The sequence below is a fragment of the Curtobacterium sp. MCBD17_003 genome, assembly GCF_003234885.2.
Lineage (GTDB): Bacteria > Actinomycetota > Actinomycetes > Actinomycetales > Microbacteriaceae > Curtobacterium.
The window spans coordinates 526,049-539,071 of record NZ_CP126275.1 but is presented as its reverse complement, the minus strand read 5'-3'; the positions used below and the strand labels follow the sequence as shown (position 1 = coordinate 539,071).

The following is a 13,023-nucleotide window of genomic DNA, read 5'->3' as shown; positions in this document are numbered from 1 at the left end:
GCAAGTCGCCGGGTACGGTCCAGCGCATGGCGATCCACGAGGGCGACGAGGTGCACTGGAACACCTCGCAGGGCGAGACGACCGGCACCGCGCGCGAGAAGAAGACGAAGGACTTCACGTTCGACGGGCAGGACTTCAAGCCCACCGACGACGACCCGTACTGGATCGTCGAGTCGGCCAAGTCCGGCAAGAAGGCCGCGCACAAGGAGTCGGCGCTCCGGTCCTGAGGGCAGTTCCCCGGCCGTACCGGTGATCCCGGCGGCACCTGCGCGTGTCGACGACAACTGCGCGTGCTGGCGTGGGCGCAGTTGTCGTCCGCGCGCACACGACCCGCGCACCAGGAGCGCGCACGACGAGCCGCGCAGTCGGGCTCGAGGGGCTCAGCCCCGCTGGCGGCGCTCCCGCCCCCGACGCCGGACGCGCCGCACGACGAACACGGCGACGCCGGCCACGAGCGCGGCGTACACACCGCGGTCGATCCACGCCGACCAGCCCTCGAGCAGCTCCCACCGCGAGCCGAGCGCCGCGCCCGCGAGGACGAGCGCCGTGTTCCACACGACGCTGCCGAGCACGGTGCACACCGAGAACGTCACGAGGTGCATCCGCCCGGCGCCGGCCGGCAGCGAGACGAGGCTCCGCACGCCGGGCACGAGCCGCCCGAGGAACACCGCCGCCGCTCCGTGCCGGTCGAACCAGTGCGCGGCGCGACGCAGGTCGTCCTCGTCCACGAGTGGCAACCGCGCGGCCCACCCGATCGAGCGCTCGAGTCCGACCCGGGCCCCGAGCGCGTAGAGGGCGAGCGCCCCGAGCCACGAGCCGATGGTCGCCGCGACGAGGACGAGCGCCAGGTCCATCGCTCCCGCGCCAGCGAGGAACCCGGCGAGGGGCAGGATGACCTCGCTCGGGATCGGCGGGAACACGGTCTCCGCGAACAGCAGGAGTCCGACGCCCCACTCGCCCAGGCGGTCGATCACCTCGAGCACGAACCCCGTGAGGCCGCCGACCCCGCTCGGACCGTCGGTGCGGGCGGTGGCGGTCATCGTCATGCCCGCACGGTACCGACGGCGCCTGGGCACGCGGTGCCGTGTGGCCGGACACCCCCTCGGAGTGGGAACGGGAGGCGGCGCCCAGTCGGACGCCCGCCTCCCGCCGATGCCACCCCGGCATCTCCACCCCGGCGCCACCCCTGACGCCGGAGACCCCCGGACACTACCGCGTCCGGCCGTGTGCGACCAGTCCCGCCGCTCGCACCCTGCGTCGGTCTCAGGCGCCGACGGGAGGACGCTCGAACGGCACCTCGCCGTGTTCGCTCACGCCCGCGCGCTGGCGGTAGGACAGGTGCCCACCGAGGTAGCCGCCGCCGGACACGACCACGAGTCCGAGCATGCCGAGGACCTTGCCGCGCAGGTGGTTCCCGCGCTTCCGCTGCCACCACGACAGCCCGTAGAGCGTCATCGCGGTGCCGTTCACCACGGCGTGCACGTACCCCGTGCGCTGCTGCTCGCGGTCGAGCTCCGACCAGTCGGTGAGCCCGGCCGTGGTCGCGACGCCGGCCGACACCACGCCGACGCCGACGAGCGTTCGGGACGACCGGTGCGTCCCCGGCAGCAGGTCGAGCAGGGCCGAGGACAGCCACGCGCCGAGGGGTACCTGGACCATGAGCGGGTGCAGCGGGTGCCCGAACGGCACGCCGTGCAGCAGCTGCTTCAGGGCGTCGGGCTGGACGAGGGCCTTGACGGCCTTCACGTCGACGTCGATGAGCTTGTCGAGCACGCTCGCGTGCTCGATCGCGCTGGTCAGACTCTGCAGTGCACGGATCTCCCGCATGACGCTCCCTCGGATCGGCTGTCCCAGACCGTAGTCGGCGGACGGGAGGCCCGCTCGGGTCGGTCCCGGACCTCCCGGCCGGTACGCAGGAACCTGGGAACGGGAGGCACGGCGACCGTCCGGTGCCGCGTCTCCCGTCCGTTCCGGGTCATGCGGCCGCGAGCGCCGACGTCGGCGGGATCCGTGCCGCCCGCGCGGCTGGGTAGATGCCCGAGACGCCACCGATGAGGACGGTCGCCCCGACCCCGCCCAGGACCGCCCACGCCGGGATCGCGACCGGCCACCCCTGCGCGAGCGCGAACCCGACCGTCACGGCGACCCCGATCGTGACGCCGGCCACGCCGCCGAGGAGCGACAGGAGCAGCGACTCGACGAGGAACTGGTCGCGGATGTCCCGTCGGCGTGCCCCGAGCGACCGGCGGACCCCGACCTCGGCTCGGCGCTCGAGCACCGTGATGACCATGGTGTTCGCCACGCCGATGCCGCCGACGAGCAGCGCGACACCGCCGATACCGACGAGCAGGCCGGTGAACGAGTCCTGCGACGCGTTCTTCGCGGCGAGCGCGTCGGAGGGCCGGGTCACGGCGACGTCCTTCGGGTGGAGGGGACTGATCGACCGGGGCAACCGTTCGCGGGCCTCGGCGACCGCGTCCGGGTCCACCCGCGTGAGGATCTGCGTCGGATGCCCGTCGAACCCCATCCCTGCGGCGGTGGAGCGCGGGATGAACACCTGCGTGTCGAGCTGCGGCGCGAGGGCGAGTGGCTCGAGGATCCCGACGACCGCCAGCCGATGTCCGTCCGTCCAGATCGCGGTGTCGTCCGTGACCCGGTCGATCCCCAGGCGCTTCGCCGCTTCCGCGCCCAGGACCGCCTGCTCCGGCGCGGATGCGTCGTCCGCGCCGACGAGCCAGTGCCCCGCGGCGAACCGACCGGCGAGCACGCGTGGGACGTCGCCGAACGCGGCCACGAGGCCGATGCCCTTCGACTCGAGCGCGGGGACCCGGGCGCTCCGGTAGACGCGTCCGTCCTCGACGCGTCCGACACCGGCGGCGTCGCGGACGTCGGACTGTCGGACGGCCGTCGACACCCCGTCGACGGGGAGCGGTTCCGGCTCGCCGAAGCCGGTGGCCTGCTGTGCCGCGAGCACGTTCGTCCCGAGCGCGTCGAGCAGGGCGTCGAGCTTCGCCTTGCTCGAGCTCGAGATGCCGACCACCGCGACCATCGCGGCGATGCCGATCGCGATGCCGAGCGCCGAGAGGACGACCCGGGTGGGACGCGTCCGCAGCCCGAACAGTCCGAGCCGCACCAGGTCGCCGGCGTGGACGTGGCCGGTCGCGGTCATGCCCGCGCCTCCGTCCCCGTGCCCGCTGCCCGGATCGCGTCGGCGAGCGTCGTGGCGTCGATGCGCCCACCGCGTCCGTCGTGCCCGTCGCCTCCGCCGTGGGTCTCGTCGGCGATCCGGCCGTCGCGCATGCGCACCTGCCGGGGCAACGAGGCCGCGAGCTCGAGGTCGTGGGTGATCACGAGCACCGTGGTGCCCCCCGCGTTGAGCTCACGGAGCAGGTCGAGCACCGCTGCGCCCGACGCGGTGTCGAGCGCGCCCGTCGGCTCGTCGGCGAGGAGCACGGTGGGGTCGCCCACGATGGCCCGGGCGATCGCGACGCGCTGCTTCTCGCCGCCGGAGAGTTCGTGCGGACGGTGGTCGAGCCGGTGCCCGAGCCCGACCCTGCGGAGCGCGTCCGCGGCCCGTTCGGTGCGCTCGCGGCGGCCGGTGCCCGTGTAGAGCAGGCCGTCGGCGACGTTCTCGACGGCGGTGGCGCCCTGCGCCAGGTGGAAGTGCTGGAACACGAAACCGATGTGGTCCGCGCGGAGCCGCGACACCGCGTCGTCGGACATCGTGCCGACGTCGTGCCCGGCGATGACGACCCGGCCCTCGGTCGGCAGGTCGAGGGTGCCGATGATGTTGAGCATCGTCGACTTGCCGGAGCCACTCGGCCCGACGACCGCGACGAGTTCGCCCGCCGACACCCGCAGGTCGATCCCGCGCAGGGCCTCGACCTCGCCGTACCGCTTCGTGACGCCCTCGAGGACCAGGACGCGGCCCTCCGGGTCGTCCGGCGCCGTCGTCCGCCGGGGCACGGTCGCGACCGCGGTCATGACGGCACCACCACCCGGTCGCCCTCGTGGACCCCGCCGCTGACCTCGACGCGCCCGTCGGCCGCGAACCCGACCTCGACCGGTACCCGCTCGGTCTCGCCCGACGCCCGGACACGATCCACGGCGTACCCGTCGCCGCGCGCGGCCAGCAGTGCCCCGACCGGGACCGAGAGCACCCCCTTCCGCGTCTCGCCCTCCACCTGGACGTCCACGCCAGCCGCCTCGGCCACGCCCGACGGGACCGCGGCACGGAGGTCGATCTCGACGACCAGGCCGCCGTCGTCCGACGACGGGTCCGCGCCCACCGAGCGCACCGTGCCGTCGACGTGCTCGGTCGATCCGGAGAAGCCGACCGAGACGGTGGACCCGACCGGGAACGAGCCGGCAGCGAGTTCGTCGATCGGGACCGTCACCGTGCGGGTGGTGCTCGTGTACCCGTAGAGCGGTCCACTCGCCGGGGAACCGACCGTGGCCTTCGGCTCGGCGACGCGGACGTCCCCGTCCACGAAGGCGATGTCGTCCGCCGTGAGCCGTCCGGTCACCGCGAACCCGCGGTCCCGCTGCCACTGACGCACCGCCGCGGCCGTCCGAGTGCCGAAGCGGTCGTCCTGCGCGACGTCGTACCCGAGGGCAGCGAGGTTCCGGTTGAGCTGCGCCACGTCGGTCCCACGCAGGCCCCGTTCGAGCGGACGCCACAGTGGGACCGCGCCGTGCATCGCCCGGACCGGCCGTTCGTCGCGCCAGTACAGCGCCTCGTCCCGGTGCACGACCTGTCCGTAGTCGGGCAGGCCGGTCAGGGTGCCGCTCCCGGACCCGAGCAGGTCCTTCGGCGTCCCGTGGCCGAGCGTGCCCGCGAACGTGCGGCGTTCCGTGAGGTCGCCCCGGACGACGGGTGCCGTGGGGCGTCCGTCCGCGGTGCGCTTCGGGGCTCCGCCCCCGGAGGACGGGGTCGCGCTCGCGGACGCGGCCTTGCCGGGCGCGGCGACCGCGCGATCGTCCTCGGGCACGACGGTCGTCACCGCGACCGTGGCGCTCGCGACCACCACCACGACCGCGGCGCCGACGGTGACCGCCGTCCCGCGGCGCACCCGCGTGGGCCGCGTGGGTCGTCGCGCCGGCCGTACGCGGCGGCTCACTTCGCGATCTCCGCGCCGTGGACCTGCTTCCAGCACGTCTCCTCGGCCGCGAGGAACGCGCTCGAGGGCGGGTCACCGGGGTCGTAGTCCACCTGGCCGTGCACGGGGTCGGGGTAATCGGTGATCCCGTGCTCGCGCATGCACCGGGACACCTCGGGATCGGCGTCCACCGCCTCCGCGGGCTCGGCACCACCGGCGCGTTCCTCCGCGCACGACACGAGTGCACGCTGGTAGGCGTCGGGGTCGACGCCTTCCGGTACCGCTGCACGTTCGCCCCCCTGCGTCGGGTCGCTGTCCTCCATCGGGATCCCCCGGTCCCGCATGCACGCCGAGAACGCGTTCGCGTCCGCGCTCGGTGCCGACGAGCGGGTGCGGCCCGCCTCGTCCCGCCCGCTCTCAGCCGCGCAGCCGGTCGCGCCGGTCATGCTGAGCAGGGCGAGGACGACGGCGAGCGTCACCCGGACCCCGTGGGTCGGTACCGATCCGCCGAGTCCGGAGCGCCGTCCGTCATCGCGGAGCGACCTCGTGGTCGTGGTCATGGTCATGGTGGTCCTCCTGTGCGTCGTGGTCGCCGCCTCCCGGCGACCGGGTTCGGTGAACGGCGTCTCCCGGGTCATCCGGTCGTCCCCCAGTCGGCGAGGTACCGATCGCTGCACTCCTCGTCGGCCTGCGCGACGGTTGGTGAGTCGCGCAGCGGTTCCTCGGCGTACTTGCCGTAGTCGAGCCCCGATTCCGGCTCCGGCTCCGGGAAGTCGTCGAGGCCGTGCTCCCGCATGCACGCCGAGAAGTCGCGGAGCTCCTGGTCCCAGATGGCCTTCTGCTCGTCGGAGGCCCTGGGCGCGTCGTCCCCCCGGCAGCTCGCGGACGCACGCTGGAACGCGTCACCGTCCACCCCGGACGGAGCACGGACGACTCCGGAGGACCACTCCGCCTCGGACGGGTCCTCGATGTCGAACCCCGCGTCCCGCATGCAGGAGCCCCACGCGGCGGCGCCGACGGAGCTGGAGCCCCCGCGCGAGGACGAGGATCCGGGCGCGTCGGAGCACCCGGACAGGACGACGCTCACCGCGAGCGCCATCGTGGAGGACAGGAGGAGCGCCGCACGGGGCCTCCTCCGCGGCCGGTCGGTGTCACTGGTTCGTTCCATGCGGACAGTCCAGCGGGCGGGCCGTTTCGCGGGCGTCCGGTCGACGGTCACACGGGCGAAACACCGTGGACGCGGACCACCAGGCCGCCCGCCGACCGGGGCGTGATCGCCAGGCGCCACCCGTGCGCGCGCACGACGGCGTCGACGACCGACAACCCGATGCCGCTGTGTCGACGGCCCGGGTGTTGCTGCTCCGCGCGCGTGAACGGCTCGGTCAGGGTGCGGGCGGTCTCCGGCGACACGAGTGGCCCGCTGTTCTCGACGACGAGCCCGTCGTGGGTCACCTCGATGCGCACGAACCCGTCCGGTCGGTTGTACTCGAGCGCGTTGTCGACGAGGTTCTCGACCAGGTGCCGGACGAGCACCGGATCGCCCGCCACCCGGAGGCCGTCGCCCGGCTGGACGTGGAGGTCCAGGCCCGCGGACCGCGCACGAGTCCGGGACGCGGCCGCGGCGCCCTCGACGACGTCCGCGAGGTCGACCTCCTGGGCTCGGCCGGTGACACCCCGTTCCGCCTCCGCCAGGTCGAGCAGGCCCTCGACCAACTGTTCGTTCCGCCGGTTCGCGTCGAGGAGCTCCTGGCGGACGGCGCGGATCGTGTCGGGGTCGGCGTCGTCCTCGAGCCCGATCTGGATCGCGGCCCGTTGCAGGGCGAGCGGCGTCCGCAGCTCGTGGGAGGCCTGGGCGACGAAGCGGCGTTGCCCCTCGAACGCCTGCTCGAGCCGTCCGAACAACGCGTCGATCGTGTCCGCGAGCCGTCGGACCTCGTCGTCCGGGCCGCCGAGGTCGATGCGTTCGTGCAGGGTCGTCGCCGAGATCCGCTCCGCGGTCGCGCGGATCACACCGATCGGACGGAGCACGGCCCGGGCGACCAGCCAGCCGGCACCGGCGGCGACCAGGCCGGCCGTCCCGATGCCGACCGCCGACCACAGCCACTGCTGCGACGCCACCAGCTGCCCGACACGGGCGACGCCGGCGACGGACCCGCTCGGGCCGGTGTGCCCCTCCGGAGGGGGCGCACCCGGCAGCGCCGCGCGCGCCGACGCGGTCGCCTCGGGGACGGTCCACACCGGGCTCGCGCTCGTGCCGCACCCCGCGACGTCGGCGCGGGGACACGCTCCGCCGTCGTCGAATTCGAGCACCGTCACGATCCCGCGCTGCGTCATGAGGTTCACGAACACCAGGACCGCCGCGGCGAGCACCATCGACAGGCCGCCGAACGCCACCGCGGTGCGCGTGTGGATGCTCCACCGCATCCGCGGTCCTCGACCCGGGCGCGACCCGTCGGCGCGCCCCGACCCGGTCGTCACAGCGCGTACCCCTTGCCCGGCACCGTCCTGATCGGATCGGGCTCACCGAGCTTGCGGCGGAGCTTCGACATCGTCACGCGCACGGCGGACGTGAACGGGTCGACGTTGACGTCCCACACCTTCTCGAGCAGCTCCTCAGCGCTCACCAACCGGCCGTCGGCCCGGAGGAGGACCTCGAGCAGCCCGAACTCCTTGGGCGTCAGGTCGAGCGGGCGCCCGTCGCGGGTGGCCATGAGCCGGTTCGTGTCGAGCACGATCCCGTCGTGCCCGAGCACCGGCGGGGCAGCGGGGGCGCTCCGGCGGCCGAGCGCCCGCACCCGCGCGAGGAGCTCCGGGTACTCGAAGGGCTTCGGCAGGTAGTCGTCGGCGCCGAGCTCGAGCCCGGCCACGCGGTCCGCCAGGGTCGTCGCGGCGGTCAGCATGAGCACCCGCGTGCACCCACCACGGGCGGTGCACCGACGAGCGACCTCGTCACCGTGGAGGCCGGGCAGGTCGCGGTCCAGGACGACGACGTCGTAGTCGTTCACCGCCAGGAGTTCGTCCGCCTCGTCGCCGCGGAACACCACGTCGACGGTCATCCCCTGCCGTTCCAACCCGCGGGCGATCAACTCGGCGAGGGACTGCTCGTCATCCACCACCAGCACCCGCATCCCGTGGAGGGTAGGGCCCCGGGTCCGGGATCCGCACCTTCCGCGTACACGACATGGCGCTGCCCACGCGATGTCTCACCCGCCGGATCGCCGGGAGGCACAGTGTCGGTCACCCGCACCACGGACGGGAGGCGTGGCGTGCGTCCTCCGCACCCCGCGCCTCCCGTCCGTCCCGCCGAGCGCTACTCGACGAACTCCGGCACCACGAACGGCTCGACCGTCAGCGACTCGCCGTCGTCGGCGACGTCGACGCGGACGGTGTCGCCGTCGCGGACGTCGCCCGCCAGCAGTGCCCGGGCGAGCTGGTCGTCGATCTGCCGCTGCATGAGGCGACGCAGCGGCCGCGCGCCGTACACCGGGTCGTACCCGCGCTCCGCCAGCCAGGTCCGGGCCGAGGGCGTGACCGCGAGCTCGAGCCGACGGTCCGTGAGGCGCGTCGCGAGTCGGTCGACCGAGAGCGACACGATCTGACCGAGGTCGTCGGTCGTCAGCGCCTGGAACACGACGATGTCGTCGAGGCGGTTGACGAACTCCGGCCGGAACGCCTGCTGCACCATGGCGCGGACGGACTCCTCGCGCTCCGCGGCACCGAGCGACGGGTCGGTCAGGAACTGCGATCCGAGGTTCGACGTGAGCACGAGGATCGTGTTCCGGAAGTCCACGGTACGGCCCTGACCATCGGTCAGACGGCCGTCGTCGAGCACCTGGAGCAGGACGTCGAAGACCTCGGCGTGCGCCTTCTCGACCTCGTCGAGCAGGATCACGGAGTACGGGCGGCGACGGACGGCCTCGGTGAGCTGGCCGCCGGCCTCGTACCCGACGTACCCGGGCGGGGCGCCGATGAGTCGCGCGACCGAGTGCTTCTCGCCGTACTCGCTCATGTCGATGCGGACGAGGGCCTTCTCGTCGTCGAACAGGAAGTCGGCGAGCGCCTTCGCGAGCTCCGTCTTGCCGACGCCGGTCGGGCCGAGGAACAGGAACGACCCGGTCGGGCGGTCGGGGTCGGAGATGCCCGCCCGGGAACGCCGGACGGCCTCGGACACGGCCGTGACGGCCTCGCGCTGACCGATGATCCGCTTGCCGAGTTCGGTCTCGAGGTGCAGGAGCTTCTCGGTCTCGCCCTGGAGCAGCCGCCCCATGGGGATGCCGGTCCACGCGGCGATGACGGCGGCGATGTCCTCGTCGGTGACGCGGTCGTTCACCATCTGCGGACCGGCCGGCTCGTTGCGCTCGGCCTCCGCGAGTTCCCGCTCGATCACCGGGATCTCGCCGTAGAGCAGCCGGGAGGCCCGCTCCAGGTTGCCTTCGCGCTGGGCGCGCTCGGCCTGCATGCGGAGGTCGTCGAGCCGGGTCTTCAGTTCGCCGACGCGGTTCAGGGAGGCCCGCTCGAGCTCCCAGCGCTGCTGCAGTTCTGTCAGGCGCTCCTGCCGCTCCACGAGGTCGGCGCGGAGCTTCTCGAGGCGGTCCTTCGAGGCGTCGTCCTTCTCCTTCTTGAGCGCGAACTCCTCGAGCATGAGGCGGTCGACGCTCCGCTTCAGCTCGTCGATCTCGACGGGGCTCGAGTCGATCTCCATCCGGAGGCGTGACGCGGCCTCGTCGATGAGGTCGATGGCCTTGTCGGGCAGCTGCCGACCGGTGATGTAGCGGTCGCTCAGGGCCGCGGCGGCGACGAGGGCGGAGTCGGCGATCGTGACCTTGTGGTGCGCCTCGTAGCGCTCCTTGAGCCCACGGAGGATCGCGACGGTGTCCTCGACGCTGGGCTCCCCGACGTACACCTGCTGGAACCGGCGTTCGAGCGCGGCGTCCTTCTCGATGTACTCGCGGTACTCGTCGAGCGTGGTCGCCCCGATCAGGCGGAGCTCACCGCGGGCGAGCATCGGCTTGAGCATGTTCGCGGCGGCGACGGAGCCCTCGCCCCCGCCGGCGCCCATGAGCGTGTGGAGTTCGTCGATGAACGTGATGACCTGGCCGTCGGAGTCGTCGATCTCCTTGAGGACGGCCTTGAGGCGCTCCTCGAACTCGCCGCGGTACTTGGCCCCGGCGACGAGCGCGGCGAGGTCGAGCGAGACGAGCCGCTTGTCCTTGAGGCTGTCGGCGACGTCACCGGCGACGATGCGCTGCGCGAGCCCCTCGACGACGGCGGTCTTGCCGACGCCGGGCTCGCCGATGAGCACGGGGTTGTTCTTGGTCCGGCGCGTGAGCACCTGCGAGATCCGGCGGATCTCCGAGTCGCGTCCGATCACCGGGTCGAGCTTGCCGCTCCGCGCGATCGCCGTGAGGTCGACGCCGTACTGCTCGAGTGCGGTCTTCTGCTGCTCTTGCGACGCGGGAGCGCCCTGCAGGTTGGCCATGGGGGCGTCCTTTCCTGTGGTCCTGATGTCCTGGTGCGGTGGTTCCGGCACCTTGAGTCCTGTTGACTCAAGTTTACTCCGACGGCACCGCGTCCGCCAGCGTCGGGCGATCGCGGCGCGGGTTCCTGATGCCGATCGCCGACACGGTGCCGCCCGCCACGAGCAACACGGCCATGAGGACGACCGCGCGGTGGAAGCCGGCCACGCTCATGCCGTCGGCGCCGAGCACGACCCCCGCCAGGGCCACGAGCACCAGGCTCGCGATCCGGGCGACCGCGTTGTTCACGGCGGAGCCGACACCCGCCCGCGTCTCCGCGACGGACCCGAGCACGGCACTCGTCAACGGCGCCACCATCAGGGTCAACCCGACACCCATGAGGAGCATGCCCGGGAACACGGTCGCGAAGTACCGCGGGCGGTCCCCGGCGCAGAGCATGACCAGGACGCCGAGCCCCGCGAGCACCGGACCGCCGGCCATGAACCACCGGGGCCCCGTGCGGCCGGACCACCGCCCGACCGTCGTGGAGAACCCGAGCAGCACGAGCGTCGGGGGCAGGGTCGCCACGCCCGCCAGCCAGGCGGAGAGCCCCCAGACCTCCTGGAGGAACAGCGTCACCGTGAACCCGGACAGGCCGAGCGCGCCGTACACCGCGAGCGTCGTGAGGTTCCCGACCGTGAACGACCGGGCTCGGAACAGGTCGAGGGGCAGCAGCGGGGCCGCCACGCGGCGCTCCCACGGCACGAACACGGCGAGCGCCCCCACCCCGACGGCGAGTGCGACGACCACGAGCGGCGACGCCCACCCGAGGCGCTCCTGCTCGATGAGACCGAGGACGAGCGCCCCCACCCCGAGCACGGCGAGGCCGGCACCCACGACGTCGATCGCGGGCCGGTCCGTCGCGCGCACGTCCCCGGTGACCCGACGGACGAGCGGGATCGTCACCGCGATCGGCGCCGCCGTGAGGACGAACACCCAGCGCCAGCCGATCGAGTCCACCACGACCCCACCGATCACGGGCCCGGCGATGACCGACGCGCTCGACCACGCCGTCCACGTGCCGATCGCCCGGGCCCGTGCCGCACCCCGGTACGCGGCGATGACGAGCGCGAGCGAACTCGGCGTCACGAGCGCGCCCCCGACGCCCTGCACGGCCCGCGCGCCCACGAGCACGCCGCCCGTCGGGGCGATCGCACACGCGACCGACGCGAGCCCGAACAGGACGAGTCCCCAGGTGACGACCCGGACCCGCCCGACGAGGTCGGACACCGAGCCCGCGACCAGGATGAGCGCCCCGAGGGTCACGAGGTAGGCGTCGACCGTCCACTGCTGCACGACGATCCCACCGCCGAGCTCCCGGCCGATCGACGGCAGGGCGACGTTCACGACGCTGCTGTCGAGGCCGACGACGAACGTGGCGAGGACGGCGACCACGAGCACGACGCGACGGTCGCGGTGGAGTGGTGCCGGGCCTCCCGGCCGATCGGCGTCGACGCTGCCGGACGCGCCGGAGGCGCCGGATCCGTCGGAGGCGCCGGATCCGTCGGCCCCGTCGGTCATCCGGCGGCCGGCTCGCCGGCGTGCGTCCCGCCCTGCGCAGCGAGCGACACCGGCTCCCACTCCACCCAGGTCCGCAGGCGGTCGGCGTAGAGCGTCTTGACGAGGTGCGTCGGCTGCTCCCCGAACAGCACCCGCAGGGGCTTGTCGTCGGCGTCGACGATGCGGAGCAGCGCCGCCCCGGTCGCCGTGGGGTCACCCCGGCCGGCACTCGCGGCGGCCCGCCCCGCGAGGACCTGCTCACGGAGCCCGTCGTACGCCGGCAGGGGCGCGGAGTGCCGGGCGCTCGACCCGGCCCAGTCCGTAGAGAACCCGCCGGGCTCGACGAGCGTCACGTCGACGCCGAAGCCGCGCACCTCCTGGGCGAGGGCCTCGGTCAGCCCCTCGAGCGCCCACTTCGACGCGTGGTACGCCCCGATCATCGGGAACGCCGCGATGCCGCCGATCGTCGAGATCTGCACGATGTGACCGGAGCCCTGCGCCCGCAGGATCGGGAGCACCGCCTGCGTCACGTGCAGCACCCCGAACAGGTTCGTGTCGAGCTGGTCCTGGAGCTCGGCGTCGGTGAGCTCCTCGACGAACCCGAAGTGGCCGTACCCGGCGTTGTTGACCACCACGTCGAGGCGTCCGAAGCGTTCGTGCGCGCGGCGGACCGCGTCGTCGACCTGCGCGCGGTCGGTGACGTCGAGCGTCAGCGGCAGGACCGCGTCACCGTAGGCGGCCACCACGTCGTCGAGCGTCGCCGCGTCGCGCGCCGTCGCCGCGACCCGGTCACCGCGCCCCAGGGCGGCGAGGGCGAACTCACGGCCGAGTCCGCGGGACGTGCCCGTGATGAACCACACCTTGCCCATGGGGGCCTCCTCTCGGCGCCCACGCGTCGGGCACCGCCA

At 73.5% G+C, this 13,023-nt stretch carries 13 protein-coding genes; 1 reads left to right on the top strand and 12 read right to left on the bottom strand.

Annotation, left to right across the window (positions count from 1 at the left end):
* The first annotated feature begins 26 nt into the window (after window positions 1–26).
* Window positions 27–227: a hypervirulence associated TUDOR domain-containing protein gene (locus DEI88_RS02655; protein WP_111009884.1), complete on the top strand. Its 201-nt coding sequence runs from the start codon at window positions 27–29 to the stop codon at window positions 225–227.
* 153 nt (window positions 228–380) lie between these two features.
* Here the strand turns inward: DEI88_RS02655 and DEI88_RS02650 are convergent, their stop codons facing one another.
* The 12 genes from DEI88_RS02650 to DEI88_RS02595 form a co-directional block, all read right to left on the bottom strand.
* Window positions 381–1,046, bottom strand: coding sequence for a DedA family protein (locus DEI88_RS02650; RefSeq protein WP_258375146.1), 666 nt, complete (start codon window positions 1,044–1,046; stop codon window positions 381–383).
* 217 nt (window positions 1,047–1,263) lie between these two features.
* Window positions 1,264–1,827, bottom strand: a complete 564-nt coding sequence (locus DEI88_RS02645) for a DUF2231 domain-containing protein (protein ID WP_111072492.1) — start codon at window positions 1,825–1,827, stop codon at window positions 1,264–1,266.
* Between the two features lie 148 nt (window positions 1,828–1,975).
* Window positions 1,976–3,169 carry an ABC transporter permease gene (locus DEI88_RS02640; protein WP_111072493.1) on the bottom strand — a complete coding sequence of 398 codons (1,194 nt, stop codon included), beginning with the start codon at window positions 3,167–3,169 and terminating at the stop codon, window positions 1,976–1,978.
* Window positions 3,166–3,984, bottom strand: coding sequence for an ABC transporter ATP-binding protein (locus tag DEI88_RS02635; protein ID WP_111072494.1), 819 nt, complete (start codon window positions 3,982–3,984; stop codon window positions 3,166–3,168). Before DEI88_RS02635 ends, DEI88_RS02640 begins: the two co-directional genes overlap by 4 nt.
* Window positions 3,981–5,072: a peptidoglycan-binding protein gene (locus DEI88_RS02630; RefSeq protein WP_111009662.1), complete on the bottom strand. Its 1,092-nt coding sequence runs from the start codon at window positions 5,070–5,072 to the stop codon at window positions 3,981–3,983. Before DEI88_RS02630 ends, DEI88_RS02635 begins: the two co-directional genes overlap by 4 nt.
* A gap of 44 nt (window positions 5,073–5,116) precedes the next feature.
* Window positions 5,117–5,665: a hypothetical protein gene (locus DEI88_RS02625; protein WP_146246094.1), complete on the bottom strand. Its 549-nt coding sequence runs from the start codon at window positions 5,663–5,665 to the stop codon at window positions 5,117–5,119.
* Window positions 5,666–5,733: 68 nt separating this feature from the next.
* Window positions 5,734–6,267, bottom strand: coding sequence for a hypothetical protein (locus tag DEI88_RS02620; protein WP_146246095.1), 534 nt, complete (start codon window positions 6,265–6,267; stop codon window positions 5,734–5,736).
* Window positions 6,268–6,314: 47 nt separating this feature from the next.
* Window positions 6,315–7,523, bottom strand: coding sequence for a sensor histidine kinase (locus tag DEI88_RS02615; RefSeq protein ID WP_111072497.1), 1,209 nt, complete (start codon window positions 7,521–7,523; stop codon window positions 6,315–6,317).
* A gap of 50 nt (window positions 7,524–7,573) precedes the next feature.
* Window positions 7,574–8,227: a response regulator transcription factor gene (locus tag DEI88_RS02610; protein WP_111072498.1), complete on the bottom strand. Its 654-nt coding sequence runs from the start codon at window positions 8,225–8,227 to the stop codon at window positions 7,574–7,576.
* A 182-nt stretch (window positions 8,228–8,409) separates the two neighbouring features.
* Window positions 8,410–10,578 carry an ATP-dependent Clp protease ATP-binding subunit gene (locus tag DEI88_RS02605; RefSeq protein ID WP_111009667.1) on the bottom strand — a complete coding sequence of 723 codons (2,169 nt, stop codon included), beginning with the start codon at window positions 10,576–10,578 and terminating at the stop codon, window positions 8,410–8,412.
* Between the two features lie 73 nt (window positions 10,579–10,651).
* Window positions 10,652–12,136 (bottom strand): MFS transporter, encoded by a 1,485-nt coding sequence (locus DEI88_RS02600; protein ID WP_111072533.1) that lies wholly within the window; start codon window positions 12,134–12,136, stop codon window positions 10,652–10,654.
* Window positions 12,133–12,984 carry an SDR family oxidoreductase gene (locus DEI88_RS02595; protein WP_111009668.1) on the bottom strand — a complete coding sequence of 284 codons (852 nt, stop codon included), beginning with the start codon at window positions 12,982–12,984 and terminating at the stop codon, window positions 12,133–12,135. Before DEI88_RS02595 ends, DEI88_RS02600 begins: the two co-directional genes overlap by 4 nt.
* Window positions 12,985–13,023 lie beyond the last annotated feature (39 nt).